At 43.0% G+C, this 22,571-nt stretch carries 16 protein-coding genes; 13 read left to right on the top strand and 3 right to left on the bottom strand.

All coding sequences use genetic code 11. From position 1 onward, the window contains the following. Positions 1-666: 666 nt before the first annotated feature. Genes ACED29_RS01540 through ACED29_RS01530 form a run of 3 tightly spaced genes read left to right on the top strand, consistent with a single transcriptional unit; the run spans position 667 to position 3,847 of the window. On the top strand, positions 667-909 hold the full coding sequence (locus ACED29_RS01540) for an OadG family transporter subunit (RefSeq protein ID WP_124017572.1): 243 nt from the start codon (positions 667-669) through the stop codon (positions 907-909). A 13-nt stretch (positions 910-922) separates the two neighbouring features. Beyond that, positions 923-2,707: a sodium-extruding oxaloacetate decarboxylase subunit alpha gene (gene oadA, locus ACED29_RS01535; RefSeq protein WP_371696819.1), complete on the top strand. Its 1,785-nt coding sequence runs from the start codon at positions 923-925 to the stop codon at positions 2,705-2,707. Positions 2,708-2,716: 9 nt separating this feature from the next. Beyond that, the gene (locus tag ACED29_RS01530; RefSeq protein WP_124017570.1) at positions 2,717-3,847 is read left to right on the top strand and encodes a sodium ion-translocating decarboxylase subunit beta; all 1,131 of its coding nucleotides are present in this window, start codon (positions 2,717-2,719) and stop codon (positions 3,845-3,847) included. 288 nt (positions 3,848-4,135) lie between these two features. Here the strand turns inward: ACED29_RS01530 and ACED29_RS01525 are convergent, their stop codons facing one another. Continuing rightward, the gene (locus ACED29_RS01525; RefSeq protein WP_182697907.1) at positions 4,136-5,383 is read right to left on the bottom strand and encodes a dicarboxylate/amino acid:cation symporter; all 1,248 of its coding nucleotides are present in this window, start codon (positions 5,381-5,383) and stop codon (positions 4,136-4,138) included. A 566-nt stretch (positions 5,384-5,949) separates the two neighbouring features. Between ACED29_RS01525 and ACED29_RS01520 the strand changes: the two genes are divergently transcribed. From ACED29_RS01520 to ACED29_RS01495, 6 genes are all read left to right on the top strand, one after another. Further along, positions 5,950-6,378, top strand: coding sequence for a YqaA family protein (locus ACED29_RS01520; RefSeq protein WP_371696817.1), 429 nt, complete (start codon positions 5,950-5,952; stop codon positions 6,376-6,378). 58 nt (positions 6,379-6,436) lie between these two features. After that, complete coding sequence (locus ACED29_RS01515) at positions 6,437-9,292, top strand: M16 family metallopeptidase (protein WP_371696815.1); 2,856 nt, start codon at positions 6,437-6,439, stop codon at positions 9,290-9,292. A gap of 312 nt (positions 9,293-9,604) precedes the next feature. Further along, the gene (gene gshA / locus ACED29_RS01510; RefSeq protein WP_371696918.1) at positions 9,605-11,248 is read left to right on the top strand and encodes a glutamate--cysteine ligase; all 1,644 of its coding nucleotides are present in this window, start codon (positions 9,605-9,607) and stop codon (positions 11,246-11,248) included. Between the two features lie 3 nt (positions 11,249-11,251). Continuing rightward, positions 11,252-11,686, top strand: coding sequence for a hypothetical protein (locus ACED29_RS01505; RefSeq protein WP_182697911.1), 435 nt, complete (start codon positions 11,252-11,254; stop codon positions 11,684-11,686). 74 nt (positions 11,687-11,760) lie between these two features. After that, the gene (locus ACED29_RS01500; RefSeq protein WP_124017565.1) at positions 11,761-12,378 is read left to right on the top strand and encodes a hypothetical protein; all 618 of its coding nucleotides are present in this window, start codon (positions 11,761-11,763) and stop codon (positions 12,376-12,378) included. A 152-nt stretch (positions 12,379-12,530) separates the two neighbouring features. Further along, a complete protein-coding gene (locus ACED29_RS01495) occupies positions 12,531-13,709 on the top strand; it encodes a methyl-accepting chemotaxis protein (RefSeq protein WP_371696813.1) in 1,179 nt (392 codons plus the stop codon). A 99-nt stretch (positions 13,710-13,808) separates the two neighbouring features. Here the strand turns inward: ACED29_RS01495 and purK are convergent, their stop codons facing one another. Next, positions 13,809-14,894, bottom strand: a complete 1,086-nt coding sequence (purK, locus tag ACED29_RS01490) for a 5-(carboxyamino)imidazole ribonucleotide synthase (RefSeq protein ID WP_371696812.1) — start codon at positions 14,892-14,894, stop codon at positions 13,809-13,811. Next, a complete protein-coding gene (gene purE / locus ACED29_RS01485) occupies positions 14,894-15,385 on the bottom strand; it encodes a 5-(carboxyamino)imidazole ribonucleotide mutase (protein ID WP_182697914.1) in 492 nt (163 codons plus the stop codon). Before purE ends, purK begins: the two co-directional genes overlap by 1 nt. 484 nt (positions 15,386-15,869) lie before the next feature. On the opposite strand from purE, the gene ACED29_RS01480 reads away from it, so the two are divergent. The 4 genes from ACED29_RS01480 (at position 15,870) to ACED29_RS01465 (ending at position 22,533) form a co-directional block, all read left to right on the top strand. Further along, a complete protein-coding gene (locus tag ACED29_RS01480; RefSeq protein WP_371696916.1) occupies positions 15,870-17,651 on the top strand; it encodes a von Willebrand factor type A domain-containing protein in 1,782 nt (593 codons plus the stop codon). Positions 17,652-17,741: 90 nt separating this feature from the next. Beyond that, positions 17,742-18,290, top strand: a complete 549-nt coding sequence (locus ACED29_RS01475; RefSeq protein WP_371696914.1) for a sigma-70 family RNA polymerase sigma factor — start codon at positions 17,742-17,744, stop codon at positions 18,288-18,290. Next, positions 18,287-19,069 (top strand): hypothetical protein, encoded by a 783-nt coding sequence (locus tag ACED29_RS01470; protein ID WP_371696810.1) that lies wholly within the window; start codon positions 18,287-18,289, stop codon positions 19,067-19,069. Before ACED29_RS01475 ends, ACED29_RS01470 begins: the two co-directional genes overlap by 4 nt. Before the next feature lie 167 nt (positions 19,070-19,236). After that, on the top strand, positions 19,237-22,533 hold the full coding sequence (locus ACED29_RS01465; protein WP_371696809.1) for a S41 family peptidase: 3,297 nt from the start codon (positions 19,237-19,239) through the stop codon (positions 22,531-22,533). Positions 22,534-22,571 lie beyond the last annotated feature (38 nt).

Below are 22,571 nucleotides of genomic sequence, written 5' to 3'. Positions count from 1 at the left end.
CAGCTGGATAGAGTACCTGGCTACGAACCAGGCGGTCGGAGGTTCGACTCCTCCCACGCGCACCATAATAAAAAAGCCCTGCATTATTGCAGGGCTTTTTTTATGGTTCATTTTTAGACTATTTTCTTATCCACGCCTAAGCCCTTTATCAACAAAAGCTGATATTTACATCTTTATTCACTTATCTCCCAAGTCGTGATTTGTTATTCATTTTATCAAGCTGTTAAATCAATAAAATATGACTCATATCGTTGTTCTTATCATGGTTTTACTAATTTAAAGCTTATTAAGCGAAATTCATTGATGATTTAATAAATTATGCCTGTATTTATTGAGATTTATTGATCCAACCTCATCTAATATCACTAATTTGGTAAGACCAATTTACAAAAAGATAGCATTGTGGCGCTAATTTGTTTATATTTTGTGACGGTTTTTTGGGTTTTAATCTCAGTTTGCTGTTTTACCATGAAAATACAACTTCATTGAATACGCGTTCAATATGAATATTTATGCTTTATTGAATAGTTGATGCGCTTTATGTAATCGTTAACGGTGTTCCTGTCTTGGTGCAGGTTTGTGATATTGCACCGCGATCGCGCATTAGCGCACGATACATAATAGCCAGCGCGATAGTTTGATGTTTAATAGAAAAAGTGAGGACACATGACATCGATATCAGAGCAGTTATCTGATGCACTTGGCATTATGGTAATGGGCATGGGCTTAGTATTTATTTTTTTGAGTATTTTAATTATTGGTATTGGCATTGTTGCCAAGCTTTTTCCTGCACCTATCGAGGAGCCTGTCACTGGGCCAGCAACGACAGGTTGTGCAAAAACCGTTGGGATAGATCCTAAGTTGGTTGCCGCTATCACTTCTGCGATACATCAATACCGCGCAAAATAATTTTGGAGTCATTATGATCAAGCCGTTAGCATTAACCGATGTTGTCCTGCGTGACGCACACCAATCAATACTCGCAACACGTTTACGTATTGACGATATGTTACCTATTGCACCACTGTTAGACAAAATAGGCTTTTGGTCTCTTGAGTCATGGGGAGGGGCCACATTTGACGCTTGTATTCGCTATTTAGGTGAAGACCCTTGGGATCGCATTCGTGAACTCAAAAAAGCTATGCCTAATACCCCGCAGCAAATGTTGCTTCGAGGCCAAAATTTATTAGGTTATCGTCATTATGCCGATGATGTTGTTACGCGTTTTGTCGAACGAGCGCATGCCAATGGTGTCGATGTATTTCGTATTTTTGATGCGATGAACGACGTGCGTAATCTTGAAACCGCGGTTAAAGCGGTTAAAAATGTTGGCGGTCATGCTCAAGGAACAATTTCTTTCACTACTAGCCCAGTTCATTCTGTTGATACTTGGGTCGATATGGCAAAGCGTTTAGAAGATATGGGCGCTGATTCATTATGCATTAAAGACATGGCTGGTTTACTTAAACCGATGCAAGCTTACGATCTGATCAGCCGTTTAAAATCGCAAACCGACCTAATGGTGTCGATGCATTGTCATGCAACAACGGGCCTGAGCACGGCTACATATCAAAAAGCCATTGAAGCGGGTGTTGATGTGCTCGATACCGCTATCTCTTCAATGAGCCAAACTTACGGCCACAGCGCCACAGAAACCTTAGTGGCTATGGTTGAAGATACTGACAGAGCAACCGGTTACGATATGGTGTTGCTAGAAGAGATTGCCGCTTACTTTCGTGAGGTGCGTAAAAAGTATGTGCGTTTCGAAGGTGCATTAAAAGGTATCGACTCACGTATTTTACGCGCTCAAGTGCCTGGTGGCATGTTAACCAACATGGAAAATCAATTAAAAGAGCAGGGCGCTGCTGATAAAATGGATGCCGTGCTTGAGGAGATCCCGCGGGTGCGTGAAGACTTAGGATTTCTTCCATTAGTCACCCCAACATCACAAATTGTTGGTTCGCAATCGGTGATTAACGTATTAATGGGCGAGCGTTATAAGTCCATGACCAAAGAAACCGAAGGCGTGCTCAAAGGCGAATACGGTGCGACGCCAGCGCCGGTTAATGCTGAGCTTCAGGCAAGAGTGTTAAAAGGCGAGCAGCCTATTACTTGTCGGCCGGCAGATTTGATTGCACCCGAACTCGACAAACTACGTACTGAATTAGCTGAAATATCTGCAGATCAAGGTATCTCGTTAGCTGCAGACGTTGACGATGATGTAATGACTTACGCCTTGTTCAATCAAATTGGTCTGCAATTTCTTAAAAATCGCGGTAATCCGGATGCATTTGAACCTATACCAAGCGCCGACGATCTTAACGTTAAAGTCGATAGCGGCCCTGCAACGTATCGCGTCAATGTAGAAGGTCAGCATTTTGTCGTCGAAGTCAGCGAAGGAGGGGAAATAAGTCACATTGCGCCAGCTTCCGCTTCAGCCGCGCCAGCAGTTGCAACGCCAACTCAAATTGCCTCACCGCCTGCAGGCGAGGTTAAGTGCACTATGGCTGCGCCATTATCGGGTAATATTTTTAAAGTGCTAGTGAGCAATGGTCAAGCGGTAACAAGCGGTGAAGTGATCATCATCCTTGAAGCAATGAAAATGGAAACTGAAATTCGCGCTCAACAAGATGGTGTTGTCACTCAGTTAGTAGTTAAACAAGGTGACAGTGTAACCGTAGGTTCAGCATTGTTATCATTAGCATAAGAGGTCGAGATGGAAGGATTATTGGCCTTTTGGGCAGAAACGGGTATCGCTAACTTTACTGGTGGCCAGCTGCTAATGATGGCTGTTGGTTGTTTGTTATTATTTTTAGCAATAATGAAAGGTTTTGAACCGTTATTATTATTACCCATTGGATTTGGGGCAATATTAGCCAACATTCCTAATGCCGGCTTTACTGATGAAGGTGGTTTATTATTTTACGCTTATCATGTTGGGATCGAGACTGGGGTGTTCCCGTTACTCATCTTCATGGGTGTCGGTGCATTAACTGATTTCGGCGCACTAATTGCTAACCCTAAAACGCTACTACTGGGTGCGGCTGCACAATTTGGTATTTTTGCCACCTTGCTCGGTGCTATTGCCTTAAATTGGGTGCCTGGGTTTGAGTTTAGTATGCAAGATGCTGCAGCCATTGCGATTATTGGTGGTGCAGACGGTCCAACGGCGATTTTCTTAGCCTCTAAACTCGCGCCAGAATTGTTAGGGGCAATTGCTGTTGCTGCATATTCATATATGGCACTCGTGCCGCTTATTCAGCCGCCAATTATGAAACTGCTCACGACCAAAGCCGAGCGTGAAATCAAAATGGAGCAATTGCGTGAGGTCAGTAAGAAAGAGAAAATTATTTTCCCACTGATGGTGCTTGGTTTAACCATTTTGTTTTTACCCGCGGCAACGCCCTTAATTGGCATGTTCTGCTTGGGTAATTTAATGCGCGAATCTGGCGTGGTTGATCGTTTATCAAAAACAGCTCAGAACGAGTTAATCAATATCGTAACGATCTTTTTAGGTCTAGCCGTTGGATCTAAGTTATCTGCGGATCAATTTCTACGTATCGAAACGTTAGGTATTTTAATCCTGGGGGCGGTTGCGTTCAGCATTGGTACCGCTTCTGGTGTATTGATGGCTAAATTAATGAGTAAGCTTTCTGGTGGAAAAATTAATCCACTTATTGGTGCCGCTGGGGTTTCTGCTGTGCCAATGGCTGCCCGTGTGGTTAATAAAGTTGGTTTAGAGGCTAACAACCAAAACTTCTTGCTGATGCACGCGATGGGACCTAACGTTGCCGGTGTTTTGGGCAGTGCTGTCGCTGCTGGTGTGTTATTGGCTGTTTTGGGCTAAAGCGTCTATTTTCTGCTTAAGCAGACTCATCGAAATGCAGCCTAAATCTTAATGGCTTTAGGCTGTTTAGTGAGTCTACTAAGTTGATTTGATTCGTCTGTTTACTGTTGATTATTATGGGGATGGTGGGATTTTAATGGTCTAATTTTGCTTAGCTGTTTTAATCTTTAAAGCGGTTACTGTGGTATTTAGTCGTACGAAGAGAGATTTGTCTTTGCAATTAATAGCAATAAGCCAGCACGATAAAGTGCTGGCTTATTCATTTATACAATATTGTTTTCGGTGTTATTAAGCTGTTTGCTCAATTGGCTTGTCATCCGAGTAAAACTGTTCAACATCAAGCTGACCTTCGCTCTTACCAATAACAACCGCGGTCATCATGTCGCCAGTGACATTCGTTGCCGTGCGGATCATGTCAATAATACGGTCAATAGCCGCAATAAAGGCGATACCTTCAAGTGGTAAGCCTATTACGCCTAATGTCACAGTTAACATCACCATCGCGCTACCTGGCACACCTGCGGTACCGACAGAAGCAACCGTTGCCGTGACTGCAATTAACATATAGTCAGTCATGTCGAGCGGGATACCGTAAATTTGTGCAATAAAAATGGCGGCAATCGCAGGGTAAATACCACCACAACCGTCCATGTTCATTGTTGCGCCCAAGGGTAATACAAACGCACTGTATCGTTTTGATACGCCCATCGCCTCTGAACAACGGGTACTGGCAGGTAAGGTTCCGAAACTTGATGCAGTACTGAAGGCTACGATTTGCGCTGGCATGGCTTTACGGAAAAACTGCACAGGACTTAACCCTGCAGCAAACTTTACTAACCCGCCGTAAACAAAAATGATATGGATGAGTGCGGCAATATAAATCGCCATAATAAACTTACCTAATGGTAATAATGTGCTCAAACCATACTCACCTACAACCCACGCCATTAGGCCAAATACGCCAATTGGTGTCAGTTTTAGCACCATACGGGTTAATTGAAACATCACTTCAGCACCAGCTTCAATAACGTTCTTTAACGGTGCGGCTTTTTCGCCGACTGCATTAATGGCAATACCAACTAGCGCGGCAAATACGATGATTTGCAACACATTGCCATCAGCTAATGATGCAAACGGATTGACTGGGATCATGTTGAGCAACACTTGGGCGAAGCCTGGAATATCACGCTCGCGCACCTCTGTTGTGGCTAAAGCAAGATTACCACCCATATCGATCAGACTGCCGACCGTTAAGCCAATAAATGAAGCAATTGTGCCGGTAAACATAAACATGGCTAACGTTTTAAAGCTTAAACGCTTTAAATTACCCTGCGAGCCTAGAGAGGTAATGCTGACCACAATGGCACAAAATACTAAAGGCGCGACCAGCATTTTAATGGCACTAATAAACAAATCACCCAGCGGTTTTAACATTATCGCCGATTCGCCTAATCCGACACCTGTGAGTGTGCCTAAAACAAAGCCAGCAATGACTTTCTGCCAAAAAGGGATGCGTTTGAGGGTTTGCAATATCATGAAAGTTCCAAATTATGTCATTATGGCGCTACTCAATTTGAGTAGACAAGGTCGTTGTGCGAGACTCATTATGTTTATTAATGAGTTATGAATTACTAAAAAGTTAACCTCTCTATTGACGACATCGTGCGATATTACTGGCTAGTCTTTAAAAAAATAGCCGGTGTTAACGCTTAATAACGATCAATTAAATTCGTTAAGGTTAATAAATATTAATCGTATTGTATGAAGTGATCGAATGACAAACAACGTTATTTTATTATAACTTATAAGAATAAATAAATTTGTTATTATAACTTTAAGTATTTCACTCCCTATTAACGTATTTGCATGATACCGACTTTAATTTTGTCAATTTAGTCAGAAAAGCTTGCGTTTTTTGCGTAATTCATCGTTTTACCACTAGGGTGTTCAGGCCAATATCTTGGCCTAAGATACATCACTTTAATATTGATACACTGGATCTTGAGCGAGATATGTTGGGCTTATATACATATTAAAGGTCCAATAAAAATAAATTGAATAGTGAACATAATGAAACTATTAATGCGTATTAAGGTCTATTGATGACAAATTTATGGTTAATGTTCAGCGGCGCGTTTTTAGCCGCCACCTTACTGCCTGGTGGCTCTGAAGTCTTACTGGTAGCGTTACTTAATCAAACCCCCTCTTCATGGCTTGAATTATTGATACTGGCTAGTGTCGGAAATACACTCGGGGCGATAACCAGTTATGGTCTTGGTCGAGCAGGGCGATTAGCCAAAAATCCTCAAGATATTCAAAGCCGACAATATCGTTATGCGCTTGCGTGGATAGAAAAATATGGTACGTGGGCGTTACTGTTATCTTGGTTACCAATAATTGGTGATTTATTATGTTTACTGGCTGGATGGCTTAAAATTCCTATTGTGCCGGCATCATTTTTTATGTTTGTCGGTAAGCTTATCCGTTATAGCCTCATAGTGTTACTGGTGATGTATTCGGTCGATTTTTGATAGCCATTATCTGTGTAACCGTCATGGTTATATTTGTTATAAAAGGAAGGAATCAGTTTTGAAACTAAATGTAAATAAATGGATACTGGCTGCTGCCATCAGCGCAGCGTTGAGTGGTTGTGCATACAACGCTCAGCAAGCATCGAGTTTACCCCAAGGTGTCACCTTAATCGAAATCGCGACCCCGCAAGAAAACCAAGTGAGTATTCCTTATAAAAAATATCAGTTAGCCAATGGTTTAACGGTTATTTTACATCAAGATAAGTCAGATCCTTTGGCTCATGTCGATGTGACTTATCATGTGGGATCGGCGCGAGAACTAGCAGGGCGCAGTGGTTTTGCCCATTTATTTGAGCACATGATGTTTCAAGGTTCACAGCACGTTGAGGATGAACAACATTTTAAAGTGGTGACCGAAGCGGGCGGAACATTAAACGGCAGTACTAATACTGATAGAACCAATTACTTTGAAACGGTTCCGAGTAACCAGTTAGAAAAAATGCTGTGGTTAGAGTCGGATCGTATGGGTTTTTTACTGCCAGCGCTCACCAGCGAAAAATTTGAGGTGCAACGTGAAACCGTTAAAAATGAGCGCGCACAGCGCATCGATAACCGCCCTTATGGTCGTTTGAATGAACGTTTTAACCAAGCATTCTATCCCGCTAGCCATCCTTATTCATGGCCTGTTATTGGTTGGCCAGACGACTTAGATCGCGCCACAGTAGATGACGTTAAACATTTTTTCCAACGTTGGTATGGACCTAACAATGCCACCTTAACCATTGGTGGTGACATTGATGAAATGCAAACATTGGCGTGGGTGAATAAATATTTTGGGGAAATTCCAGCGGGACCAGTCGTCAAGCCTGAAGCGAAAACCATGGTCACATTGGATAAAACTCGCTATATCTCGATGGAAGATAAAGTACACCTACCGCTTATTTACGTCGGGTTTCCAACCGTTTATGCGCAGCACAAAGACGAGGCAGCCCTCGATTTACTGGCTAATATTCTTGGCGGCGGTAAAACATCACTGATTTATAAGAATTTAGTTAAAGATGGCTATGCAGTGCAAGCTGCGGTCAGTCATCCATGCCAAGAGCTGGCCTGTCAGTTATCACTTTATGCAGTGGCCAATCCCGCTAAAGGTGGCAGTCTTGCCGATCTTAAAACTCGAATTAATCAGACTATCAATGAGTTTGAACAACGTGGCGTAACCGACGATGACTTACAAAAAGTGAAAGTGCAGTTCGAAGCAAATACTATTTTTGGTATGCAGAGTGTGGCCGGTAAAGTGTCCACCCTTGCTGCGAACCAAACCTTCTTTGGTCAGCCTGACATGGTGGCATCTGATTTAGCTCGTTATGCTAAAGTCACCAAAGCCGATGTGATGCGCGTTTTCAATACTTACATTAAAAACAAACCCATGGTGGTGATGAGTATTGTCCCTGAAGGGCAAACGCAATTGATTGCTCATGCAGACAATTTTATACCAACCACTATGCCTATTGCACAAGAAGCGGTCACAGGATTAACCGACATCACTTTTGCAAAGTCTTCATTTAATCGCAATAAAATGCCTTCATCTGCTGCAGCACCTTTGTTAACCGTTCCGCAATTGTGGGACAGCAAGCTTGCCAATGGCATCGAAGTGATGGGCACTGAAAGTGATGAAACCCCAACCGTTGAACTGCTTATTTATCTTGATGGTGGTCATCGATTAGACCCAGCTAACAAAGCCGGTTTAGCAGAATTAACTGCATCTATGCTTAATGAGTCAAGCGAGCTGCGAAGCAGTGAAGATTTAGCTGGCGCGCTTGATATGCTTGGGTCATCCATTAGCTTTGGTTCCAGTGATTCACAAAGTTATATCAAGGTATCGAGTTTGACCGAAAATCTTGATGCTACGCTGGCACTGGTTAAAGAGCGTTTGTTTAGTCCAGGTTTTGTTGCCGCTGATTTTGAACGGGTTAAGCAACAACAATTGCAAGGCTTACAACATCAGCTGTCCGATGCTAACTATCTCGCTAGCACTGGTTTTTCTGCTTTGTTGTATGGTGAAAATAGTCCGTTGGGCATAAGCAGTGATGGTACGATTAACACCATATCAGCGTTAACTCTTGATGATGTGAAGCAGTTTTATCATCAGCAGTACCGTGCCGGTAATGCTCAGATGGTGGTGGTATCAGACTTAAGCCAGCAGCAGATCATGCCGAAGTTGTCGATGTTTGCTCAGTGGCAAGGTGAGGCAACGCACTTTGCTGCATTACCTGCATTGCCAGCCCACCCTAAAAATATCGTTTATCTGATTGATAAACCGGGTGCGGCTCAATCGGTTATTAATATTGGTCAGGTGTCGTTACCCTATGATGCTACCGGTGATTTCTTTAAAGCCTATTTGATGAACTATCCATTAGGTGATGCGTTTAATAGTCGAGTTAATCTAAATTTACGTGAAGATAAAGGTTACACCTATGGTGCTCGCACTCAATTTAGTGGTGGTGAAGATACCGGTAAATTTATGGCTTATGCCAGTGTGAGAAGTGATGTCACAGGCTTATCTTTGGCTGAGTTTGTCAAAGAAATTAACGCTTACCAAGCTTCAGGTATGACAGACGAAGAAAGTGCCTTTATGCGCAGTTCAATTGCCCAAAGCCAAGCATTAGAATACGAAACACCGTATCAAAAAGCGGGCTTTTTAAGAATGATCCAACGCTATCAGTTAGCTCAAGATTTTACCGCTGAGCAAGACCAAATAGTCAACAGTATTTCGACGGATGAACTAAATAAATTGGCCAGTAAGTTACTTAATATCAACGATATGGTTATGTTGGTGGTGGGAGATAAAACCACAGTTGAACCGCAACTAAAAGCGCTAGGATATCAGGTTGAAATGGTCACGCTTGCTGACTAGTTGAACACTTGTTCCTAATAGGGTTAACAGTCGCCTTGAAATAAGTTAATGTTAACCCTATATAGATATAGCCCAAGCTATTTTAAAATAGGTTGGGCTATATCGTATGCTTTAATCGTAATATCATTCTGTGTCGGTTAATGAGTGAATAGCAGAGAATGTTTAAGGATCCATTAACGGTGACATAGAGTGTTGCCGTTTTTAATTTCACCCTCATAAACACGCTAATTATACTGAGTTACACTTTTTTCGCGTTTTCAGTAATAATCTCGTTTATTATCAGGTCCAGCTGTTTACTCGCAATGCGAATCCATAAAAGAGAGTAGTAAATTGAAGTCTTTCAATGAAAAAGTCGAACACTTAAGCGACACTCAAGGCCGTGAGGCTTTATTGGGCATGTCACGTGGTATTGAACGTGAAGCATTGCGTATTGATGAAAATGGCCATCTAGCACAAGACGAACACCCAAAAGCGCTTGGTTCTGCTCTTACTCATTCGCGTATCACTACCGATTATAGTGAAGCTTTATTAGAATTTATTACGCCGGTAAGCCACAGTGTTGATGAGTTATTAGATGGGTTAACCCAAACCCATGCATATAGTGTGCGCAATTTAAACGGTCAAAAATTGTGGCCTGTCAGTATGCCATGTTACGTCGGTGACGTCAGTGATATTCCGGTTGCACGTTATGGTAGTTCCAATAACGGTAAAATGAAAACGCTATACCGCAAAGGATTAACCCATCGCTATGGTGCGTTAATGCAAATTATTTCCGGGGTGCATTTTAATTTTTCTGTGTCGCAAGATTTATGGCAACGCCTGTATGACGACAAAATTGCTAATGGCAATGGCAGCGCTTGTTGCAGTAAAAATATTAGCCTTGAAGATTTTATCTCAGAATCCTACTTTGGCCTTATTCGAAATTATCGTCGTTTAGTGTGGGTATTACCGTATTTGTTTGGCTCGACGCCGGCATTATGCAGTTCGTTTATTAAAGATCAAGATGTCGATTTTGAGTTTCAAAAAACCGGTAAAGGCACCTTGTATCTGCCTTATGCAACGTCACTGCGCATGAGTGATTTAGGTTATACCAATAAAGAACAAGACACGCTGAATATTAGTTACAACTCATTGCCTGAATACCTTGAGGGTGTGGGCGCTGCGATTAAGATGCCCTCGAAAAGTTTTGCTAAAATCGGCATTAATGTCGATGGAGAGTATCGCCAACTCAACAGCAATATATTACAAATTGAAAATGAGTTTTACGCCCCCATACGCGCTAAGCGTGTGACCAAAAAAGGTGAAAAACCTTCACAAGCTTTATCGCGTGCAGGGGTTGAGTATATTGAAGTGCGCGCTTTGGATGTGAATCCATTTAGCCCTGTTGGTATTGACGCCACTCAAGTGCGTTTTCTTGATCTGTTCCTGTTGTATTGCCTATTATCTCCTTCTGAAAATACTGATGAGGTCGGTGAGGCTGAAATTGCCGCTAACTTAAAAGCCGTCGTATTAGAAGGCCGTAAGCCAGGACTTGAACTACAGCGTAATGGCAAAAATATTGGATTAACGCAATGGATGCATGAACTCTTTGCACAATTAGACACTATCGCTAAGCTGCTCGACGGCGATGATAGCTATGCCTACAAAACTGCATTGAATACTTGGTCAGAAGCCATTGATAACCCAAACAAAACGTTATCAGGTCGAGTGATGAATGAGGTCGTCCTTAAAGGTACCGATCACGGCGTGTGGGTTAAACAATTGGCGAATGATTACCACGAGTTTTTAAGCCATTACCCATTAAGTGATGAGATTACAAAATCTTATGAGGATGAGGCGAAAAAATCTTTACTTGAATTACAAAGTTTAGAGGCTCAACCACAAGATAATTTTGCGGTTTTCTTACAAAATTATTTTAATGATGTTGTTCCTGCTGGCACTTTCGAGGCGAAATAAGCGATGCAATTTTATTCATCTTGGCGAGCACTGCTGGTTGCGGGCGCGGCATTGGCTATTCAGGGCTGTGCCTCATCGCCAGATGATATGGTTGAATGTGGTACTGTGTCGAGCTATGTAGAGCCCGACAACAGTGCTAATTTATATCGTGTCGTGGTCACTCATTTAGACGGCGTGCCAGTTATTTCAAGACCGAATTATCTATTATCGCCAGGCGAACATACATTTACTGTGGCAGAACTGATTAACTCACCAGATTTGAAAGTGTCATTATCAGCTCGTAAGGTAAAAATGCTTTCGGTTAATGTCGTTGCCGAGCAGCAATACCATATAGCGGCTAAATTCAATACCGATAAAATCTATATTGGTCAAAATCAAGGCTATTGGCAGCCAATAGTTTGGCAAACCGAATTTCATCAATGTGAAATGAAACGCTAAGCATAATTGCATTGATTTTTAATTGATGTAAAACTAAATCCAGAATCAATATCTTAGGTGCTGGTAGAGGTGTTATGAAGTGTTTTTTAGGTATCGTTAGCGTTGTTTTATCTCTGTCATTAGCGGGCTGTGCCACTTCGCCTCCAAAAGAGCCTGATAATTTATGTTCTATTTTTAAAGAACATCGTTCGTGGTATGACGCAGCGGTTAATACACGTGAAAAATGGGGCGTGCCTGTACATGTTCCTTTAGCGATGATGTATCAAGAAAGTTCCTTCAAGCATAATGCTGCACCACCAATGGAATACTTTTTAGGTTTTATCCCCACAGGACGTGCCAGTGACGCTTATGGATATGCGCAAGCCAAAACCATGACTTGGAACGATTATGTTCGTGAAACAGGTAACAGTTGGTCTAGCCGCAGCGACTTTGACGATGCGATGGATTTTATGGGTTGGTTTATCTACAAAACAAATAAAATTAATGGTGTATCCAAGTGGGATGCTAAAAACCAATACTTAAATTACCATGAAGGCTGGGGCGGTTATAAACGTGGCAGCTATAAAGCCAAAAAATGGTTAGTCCCGGTAGCGAATAAAGTCGATCAACGTTCAAAACGTTATGCTGCGCAATATCATCAATGCAAAGAGAATTTAGATTCGTCATGGTTGTGGCGATTATTTTTTGATTAACCATATAGCCTCCTTGTGAGGCTATTTATTGTGCGTAAAACATCCACTTACTCCTTAAATACACTCGATTGTAATAGTTGTGTTTACATTTTGTTAAATCGTCAATATCCTGCATTGTGTAAAATGTTGTCAACGATATTGCGGATCCCAATATGCAAACCCAAAATAATAATAAATTGCAGTTAAAAGTGGTGCTACTTCCGGCGTTATGCCTGATGCTAGCAATGTTGGCGATTTTTTTTATGTCAGCGCCAGTTGATCAATCTACGGTGTTAATCTTGCTAGGGTGCACTTTAGTGATCCAGTCATGGCTTGGCTGGTTGTTATTTAATCAAGCGATTAACCAGCGTTTAGCGGCACTTCAAGATTATTTAGCCTTAGTCGTGAGTACTGAAACCGCACCACAGAAGCGCCTAGTCGATCCGATTGATGATCAACTCGGTCACATTACTAACCAGTTCAGTGCCTTTATTGAAGGCTTAAAAGTCGTTTTAGCTGAGATTAGACAAGATGTACAAACTTTTCACCATGGCTCACAGGTACTCACTGAGCGAATGAGTTTAGCCGAGCAGTCGATTAGCAATAGTCATGGTGAGAACGAACATATCACCTTATCTTTAAACGCCATTACTCAAACCGCAGATGACTTATCCTTAAGTGCTGATGACCTTAAATCGACCTCAGTTAACCTGACCCAGTTATTACAGTCTGGTAATCAAGACGCTATCGCCAATCACCAAAGTATGACTGATTTCACCAATGGCATTGATGTTATGGTGAACGACTTAGATCTACTCAATAAAGACAGTCAGAAAATTGGTAGCGTACTTGAGGTGATTAAAAGTATTGCAGAGCAAACTAACTTATTGGCACTTAATGCCGCTATCGAAGCCGCTCGTGCGGGTGAGCAAGGCCGAGGTTTTGCTGTGGTTGCTGACGAAGTGCGAGCATTAGCCTCGCGCACCCAAGAGTCCACCGTCGAGATACAAACCATAGTGGAAGCACTGCAAATTAAAGCTAATAATGCGGTTAATGGCATCAGTAAAAGCCAGCAGATAAGCCAAGTCGGCCTGCAACAATGTCAGCGAGTCACTCAAGCATTTGATAATATTGAAGTGGTATTTACCCAGCTTGATAGTGTCGCTAGCAACATTGCTGATAGTATTTTGGGCCAGCAAGCATCAACTAATTCAATTAATCAACGCGCGGCAAAAATGTCGAGTTTAAGCCAAGATGTTCATGACCATTTAACTGTGATTGCCGAGCGGGCGCAACAGCAAAAAGTCACCGCTAACAAGCTTGATCAAGAGTTAACCCGAGTGTGCGTGTAGTTGTGTTTGCCGCTAAAAAACTGACATAAAAAGGAGCCTAGGCTCCTTTTTTATTAACGTGTTTATTGCCAAGCGCTTGGCAAATTGACCGGGCAAAATTTACTTGGCAAACTCAGCTAAAATCCAATCTAATGGTGCTTGATACTGTTGTGGCATCCACCTTTTAAGCTGATTGATACTGTCAGTCAGCATAGGGTTATTATGCACAGACAGATTCAAATGACCCACTTTGCGCCCCACGCGAACTTCTTTGTTATACCAAAACAGCTCCGCATTAGGCAGGCTTAACCAGCGATCGTCTTTATCAACGCCGATAAGGTTTACCATCACGCATTGAAAATTCACTTGTGGCTGATGCAAAGGTAAGTTACATAAAGCCCGTAAATGCAATTCAAACTGATTGATATGACAACCCGCTTGGGTCCAATGGCCAGAATTATGCACTCGCGGTGCTAACTCATTCACCATTAAGTGTTCACCAACACGGAAACATTCCATTGCCATTACACCGACGTATTCAAGACCATGCATGACCTTGCTTAGCATGTCTTCCGCTTCAGCTTGCAAAGGTGCTAAGCGGCTTAATGGCGCGATAGAGGCCATTAAAATACCGTCTTGGTGCAAGTTAAGTGTTAGTGGGTAGAACAAACAGCGGCCATCTTGAGTGCGAACACCAACTATCGACACTTCTTCATCGAAGTTAATCGCTTGTTCGGCAATTGCTTCGTTGCGCCAATCGGCAGGGATGGTTGTCGATTCTGCCTGTTTTAACCAATGTTGGCCTTTACCGTCATAACCGCCGGTGCGACGTTTTAATAATACCCGCTCACCATAAGCCTTATGCAGGGCTTCGGTGCTGGTATTGTCATCGACTAATTGCCAAGGTGATGTGGCGACAGCTAATTCATCGAGCAGACTTTTTTGAGTAAAGCGATCCGCTAAACGACCAAATACTGGACCATTAATAAAATGTGGGTGTTGGCTGAGTTGTAAACTGAGCTGTGACTCTGGCCATTGCTCGCGTTCAGCGGTAATGATGTCATCAGCTTCTAGCGGTAATTGCGCATCTGATGGCGTCATAATATCAACCGGACGCACATTAATGCCTAACGGCTGGCCAGCATGACTGAGCATGGCGCCTAATTGACCGTCACCCAATACCCAAAGATTTTTTGGCAAAGTCATTAGTCTTCTCTCGGATCGGGATTATCAAGGACCGAGCGGGTTTGCTCATCACGAAATGCTTCTAAACGTTCAGCTAAAGCGGCATCGCTAATCGCCAAAATTTGACTGGCTAATAAACCGGCGTTAAATGCACCAGCAGTACCGATAGCCAAGGTGCCAACGGCAATCCCTTTAGGCATCTGTACAATAGACAATAGACTGTCCATGCCAGATAGTGCTTTGCTTTGTACTGGGACACCCAGCACAGGCAAACGAGTTTTAGAGGCGATCATGCCAGGTAAATGGGCTGCGCCACCTGCGCCACCAATAATGACTTTATAGCCTTTATCGGCAGCGGAACTTGCAAATTCCATTAGCTTGTCAGGTGTTCTGTGAGCTGAAACGACTTCAACATGGTAAGGCACTTGTAACTTATCCATAATTTCAGCGGCGGCTTCCATCGTAGGCCAATCACTTTTCGAACCCATTACAACAGCAACTAGGGCTTGCATGTTAACTCCTTAACGTACTTATTCTATTAGTATATTTAGTTAATTCGCTCATCAGGATACCGCGGCGATTAACGTCAATATTAAGGCGATAAAAAAGGTGCTAGATAATAGCATAAGCCGTGCTCTGTTGGCTGCAATTCAGTGTTTTATGAGGCTAACACTCAGTTTCTAAATACGAAAACTAAGCTGGAACATCCAAGTTATCAGTCGCTCAGATTTTTATTGGTGCTGGTTTCAATCGCGACGAAATGATCATTTAAATAACCCTTTTTACTTATCTCGTCGTTATTAGTCGCAAACGCCATCTTGTTTGATTATCGCCAATCGGCTTATAGCCAATCGAGCGATCACAAATGAGTTGATGAAAAGCGCTTAATAAAAGCAAAATGATGAGGGAAACAGCATGAACACTAAAATAAGTCAAAACCTAAGTTATCACTGCAAGCGGTTACAGCACAGTGTGTTAACCATAACGATAAGTGCCATGATTGTTAGTGGCTGCGCACCAGAACCCAAAGAAGGTTCTCAATCTAAGGCGCAAGATGCGACGATTGAAGTTGAATCATCACTTCAGCAAGCGTCAAGCAAACAGGGGCAGATACAGGCTTTGAATGATGCATCACCAGTTTCATACCAACAAGCAGCCAGTCTTGTCACTGAAGAACGGCAATTGACACGCACAAAAGCCATTGATCATCCAGCTGGTTATCGCAATGTCACTTCCTTGGAGGCCATGAGTCGTAGCATGACATTGGCGCCAAGCAATAATGATAAGTTTGCATCGGTAGTGCAAAACGGCAATATGGTTGCGGGTGAAACACCTGTATCAACCTTTTCAATTGATGTTGATACAGGCAGTTACAGCACCACGAGAAAATTGATTAATCAAGGTCAGTTGCCGCTTAAAAATAGCGTCAGAGTAGAAGAGCTGGTTAATTATTTTAGTTATGATTATCCCGCACCAACAAGAGAGAATACGCCATTTAGTGTGACAACAGAGCTTGCTCCTTCACCTTATAATCAAGATACTCAGTTACTGCGGATTGGTATTAAAGGTTATGACATTGCGCCCGACAAGCTCGGAGCCAGCAATTTAGTGTTACTTCTGGACGTGTCTGGTTCAATGTCATCTAACGATAAATTGCCCTTATTGAAACAAGCACTGCTGATGCTCAGTCAGCAGTTATCGGCGCAAGATAAAGTGTCGATTGTGGTGTATGCGGGAGCCAGTGGTGTGGTGTTAGACGGTGTCGCTGGTAATGACTTTAGCGCGATTAACATCGCACTCAGTCAGTTAAGTGCGCAAGGCGGCACTAACGGTAGCCAAGGGATTCAGCTGGCGTATCAAATAGCACAAAAGCACTTTATCGAAAACGGCAGTAACCGCGTTATTTTGGCCACAGATGGTGACTTCAACCTCGGTATGACAGATCATCAACAATTAGTTGATTACGTTGCCAGTCAAAGCAAAAAGGGGATTGGCTTATCAACCCTAGGTTTTGGTCTAGGCTCCGGCACTGCCAGTTATAACGACCATTTATTAGAGCAATTATCAAATAAAGCCAATGGTCAGTATGCCTATATTGACACCCTCAATGAGGCCAGAAAAGTCCTTGTTGACCAACTTCATGCCACCCTGCTAACCATTGCTCATGATGTCAAAATACAAATCGAGTTTAATCCTGCTGTCGTGTCAGAATATCGCTTAATTGGTTATGAGAATCGTATGTTAAATCGCAGCGACTTTAACAATGATGCCGTCGATGCTGGCGAAATTGGCGCGGGGCATACTGTGACTGCTTTATATGAACTACGTTATAACGACAGCCATCAGCGCTTAGTTGATCCACTGCGTTATGCTCAGAGCCAGTCTGAGTCGGTTAGTGGGGCTAAAAACACTAATGAAAGTCGAAGCGGGCAGTTAAGTACTGTGAATGAAGTGGCATTTTTAAAGTTGCGCTATAAAGCTATTGGCGAACAAGCTAGCCAATTAATAACTTATTCGATCAGCCGTGATCAGCAGTTAACACATTTACACCAAGCCAGTGATGATTTTCGCTTTGCTGCCGCCGTCGCCGGATTTGGCCAATTACTTAATCATAATGATTATGTCCACGATACTGATTATACTAAGTTAATTACCCTTGCAGAGTCAGCTATGGGCCAAGACCATTTTGGTTATCGCCATGAATTTGTGCAAATGCTTAAAACCGCGAGTGTACTTTCCCAAGCGTTAGCGCCGGGTGTCAATCGGCTTAATCAATAAGTGCATAATTAAAAGGATTAAATAGTGTCAACATTGAAACAGCCAACGCAACAGACTTTTGCCATACAAGCCGGCAGTGACGAGCAGCTGATGTTAGATTATCAGGCCGGCGATATGAATGCCTTTGAAACCTTGTACCGTAAGCATAAAGGACCTTTGTATCGTTATTTTGTCCGCCAATTACATCAGCAGCAGTTAGCAGAAGATTTATATCAAGATACTTGGGGTAAAGTGATTAGTGCTGCAGCGCAATATCAGGTAACGGCTAAATTCACCACATGGTTATATAAAATTGCCCACAACTTATTGATAGATCATGTGCGTGCGGTTAAGCCATTGGACAAGTTGGCTCCACTTGGTGAAGACGAGACTATGGATAGCCTAGAAGCTGATAGCCAAGCCTCACCAGAGTCGCAATTACAGCAACAGCAACAAGTCGATATGATGAAGCAATGCATTGCAAAACTGCCGCCTGTACAAAAAGAGGCTTTTTTACTCAATATCGAAATGGGGATGACCGCTGCCGCGATAAGCGATATTGCTAATGTGACTTTAGAAGCCACAAAAAGTCGTATTCGATATGCTTATCAAAGTATTAAGCAATGTATCGCTAACCAATGGCAGGAGACATCATTATGAGTCAGCAACAAGATCATGATGCAGAGTTCACTGCATTACAAACAGAAATCAAAGATGCTTACCATCAGCAACCTTTAGAGCAGCCATCGGCTGAACTGGATGAGGCTATTTTAGCCAAGGCGCGAGCGGGATCTCATGTATCTGCTCAAAGCAAAAAGTCGACAAAGTCACTGTGGCAACGTAATGCCTGGGCATTTTCAAGTGCTGCATCAGTGTTGCTGGTGGCTGGATTGTTTATGTTAAATCCAAGCATACAACAGCAAGTGGGTATCGACCTTGAGCCGAGTTCATCGGTACAGCCTGCTTTATTACAACAGACTAAGAGGCTTTCAGCTGATGCTGCAACCGAAAAGTCGATAGTGGTAGAAGGTTTATCGAGCAGTGCCGAGCGTGGTGAAAATCAACCTCTCAGTCGTGGCGCCGCCAATATCGAGTCCGCCAGTGCTGCGCCAGCACAATCGGATACAAAACAAGCTGTTGTCCCCAAAGGCAATGAAGCCCAATCGCCAAAAAATGCGCATGGATTACAATCGCTTGCTAATAACAACGAGGTGCAATTAATGAAGCAGCAAGATGAAAGTTCACTAAAAGGTGATATTCATTTAGATACGCCTGATGTCGCATTGGCCCGATTAACCGTATTAATGGCAGACAATAAGCTGATTCAGGCGGAACGTTATATGCTCACTATCGATCAACGCTTCCCTGAGCTATCAGATCCGTCGCATCCACTTTATGAGCAATACCATAAAATTAAACTGCAGCTAACCTCTCGATAATTCACGCATAACACTCGTGAAAATACTCTCAATAACCCAACGGCTAAGCAAATACTGCTTAGCCGTTTTTGGTTACATTTTTGTGCTGCAAAAACAGCCATAACTCTGCTAACGTGAAGCGATAAATAAAAACAGTCTATTAGACTTAATAAAGGAAGCTCCTCACCATGAAACTTCGCCGCTCTGTTGCGCATTGTATGCTGGCTTTAGGTACTTTAGCGTGTTCATCAATGATATTCGCCAATGCCTCTAATCAAGGTTATTACCGCGCTCCTGCATTACACGATCAAACCTTAGTGTTTACTGCCGAAGGCGATCTTTGGACTACTGAACTCAGTCAAAACCAGAACCAAACTAAAGCCAGTCGCTTAACCAGTTTGGCGGCAGAAGAGTTGGACGCAACAATTTCTAAAGATGGTAAATGGGTGGCGTATACGGCCAATTATGAAGGCGCAACCGAAGTGTATGTGATGCCTATTGAAGGCGGCGTAGCTAAACGCGTCAGTTTTGAAAACAGCCGAGTGCGATTACAAGGCTGGACCGCATCTGGCGAAGTATTGTATTCCACCGACAACGCCTTTGGCCCAGCTAACTTTTGGGTGCTTAAAACCGTTGACCCACAAACCTTAACCATTACTGATTTACCGTTAGCTGACGCCGTTGAAGGCACCATAGATGATAAAGGCGAGTATGTGTACTTTACCCAATTTGGTCTGCAAGTCAGTGGCGATAATGTCAAAGTATATCGCGGCGGCGCTAAAGGTGAGATTTGGCGTTATAAGCTAGGCAGTAAACAAGAAGCCCAGCGGTTAACTGCAACCCATGACGGCTCAGTTAAACAGCCGATGTTATCTAATGGTCGAGTTTATTTTGTTAGTGATCAGTCCGGTAATGACAATATTTGGTCAATGACAGTCGATGGCAAAGACGTTATACAGCACACCAAATATACCGACTGGCAAGTGCGTGATGCCCAACTTAATAATGGTCGTATTGTATTTCAGCAGGGCGCCGACATTAAGTTACTCAACTTAGCGAATTTTACTGAGTCAACATTAGACATCGAGCTTACCAGCGACTTTACTCATCGCCGCGAGCAGTGGGTTAACGACCCAATGGATTATGCCACCTCGACAGTGTTTTCGCATCAAGGCGATAACGTGGTCATTACCGCCCGCAGCCATGTGGCAATTGCCAGTAACGATGGTCGCCGTTTAGTGCAAATAGACTCTCCTGCCGATAGCCGAGTACGCGATGCACTATTAAGTGATGATGGCAAATGGGTTTATGGCATTAGCGATGCATCTGGTGAGCAAGAAATTTGGCAATATCCAGCCGACGGTTCAGCTGGCGCGAAACAGCTCACCAAAGATGGCAGCACCTTACGCACCAGCTTGTCGTTATCGCCAAATGGCCGTTATTTAGTGCATGATGATTACATGGGTAATGTGTGGTTATACGATTTAAGTCGCAACAATAACCAAAAAATTATCCAAAACGGCGAGGGGTTAGGCCCTTATCAAGATATTACCTGGTCTGGCGACAGTCAGTTTATTGCCCTAACCAAGGCAGAAATTGGCAAACAACGTCCGCAAATTGTGTTGTATTCCATTAACGAATCAAAAGCACAAACCTTGACCTCAGACAAATACGAGTCGTTTTCACCCAGTTTTAGTCACGACGGTAAATGGTTGTATTTCTTGTCTAATCGCGAATTTAAAGCCACCCCAGACTCGCCTTGGGGTGACCGTAACATGGGGCCGATATTTGACAAACGCACGCAAGTGTTTGCCTTAGCATTAGATGCTAAAGCGTCGTTTCCGTTTGCCAAACCAACCGAGCTTACTGTTATCAAAGACGCTAAAAAAGCCGACAGTAAAGACCAGGATACCCCAGCAAAAGTCAAAGTAGAGTGGGACGGATTAAACCAACGCTTATGGCAAGTGCCAGTAGATGCTGGTAACTACAATAGTTTAATCGCAACTAAAGATAAGCTGTATTTATTGGATGGCAGCCAAGATAAAAGTGAGTTAAAACTGATTAAGTTTGATCCGCTCAATATTAAGGTTGATACCTTTAGCGAAGATGTCGGCCAATATTCGTTATCAAAAGATGGCAGTAAAATTATGCTGCGCAAACAGTCTGACCCTAAAAACCTTTTGATTGTTGATGCCGGAGACAAACTGCCCAGCGATGTATCACGCGCCAAAGTCAGTACTGACCAATGGCAGTTAAGCATTTCGCCACCACAAGAATGGCAGCAAATTTTTGAAGATGCATGGTTAATGCATCGTGATTCGTTTTTTGACCCGAAAATGCGTGGTGTGGATTGGCAAGCAGCCAAAGCCAAGTATCAGCCTTTGGTTGATAGGCTGACCGATCGTAATGAGCTGAATGACATTTTCATGCAAATGATGGGTGAACTTAACTCATTACATTCACAGGTGCGTGGTGGTGATATTGCTCAAGAGGCCGATGCCGCCAAAGCTGCTGCATTAGGGGCTAGGCTGACACAAACCGACAAAGGTGTCGTGATAAGCCATATTTATCAAACCGACCCTGAGTTGCCATTGTCGGCATCACCCCTAGCACGAATTGAAGTGGACGCTCAAGAAGGTGATGTGATTGCTAGCCTCAATGGCAAGAAAGTCACTAATATTGCTGATGTAACGCAATTACTGCGTAATCAAGGTAATAAGCAAGTGTTACTGGGTTTAGTTCGTGGGAAAACAGCTCTCAATACCATAGTAACGCCCCATGATATTGGTACCGATGCCAAGCTACGTTACCTTGATTGGGTTGAGCATAACGGTGACAAAGTAGCCAAAGCCTCTAAAGGTAACATTGGTTATTTGCACTTGTATGCCATGGGCAGCGGTGATGTTGAAAGCTTTGCTCGCGAGTTTTATACCAACTACGACAAAGAGGGGTTAATCATTGATGTTCGCCGCAATCGTGGTGGTAATATCGACAGCTGGATTATCGAAAAACTGTTACGTCGTGCGTGGGCATTTTGGCAGCCAACCCATGGCAGCACGAATGCAAACATGCAGCAAACTTTCAGAGGCCACTTAGTCGTATTAGCTGATCAAATGACCTATTCAGATGGTGAGACTTTTTCTGCGGGAATTAGAGCGCTAAACATTGCGCCTATTATTGGTAAACAAACTGCAGGCGCTGGAGTGTGGTTATCGGGTCGAAATTCGGTGACCGACAAAGGCATGGCGCGGGTAGCAGAATACCCACAATATGCCATCGATGGTCGTTGGATTGTTGAAGGTCATGGGGTGGAACCCGACATTGAAGTGGATAATTTACCTTATGCCACTTTTAGCGGTAAAGATGCACAACTTGAAGCAGCGATCAGTTATTTAAAAGATGAACTAGTACAGCAACCTATAAAGCCATTGAGCGGATTACCTATACCTAAAACAGGTTCTGCGGCAGACATTAAAACCAAGTAACCTCACATTGGTTTAAGTAAAACAGTAAAAAATAACCC

The sequence above is a fragment of the Shewanella sp. 5S214 genome, from assembly GCF_041439795.1.
Lineage (GTDB): Bacteria > Pseudomonadota > Gammaproteobacteria > Enterobacterales > Shewanellaceae > Shewanella > Shewanella vesiculosa.
This window is presented reverse-complemented; position numbering and strand designations above follow the sequence as displayed.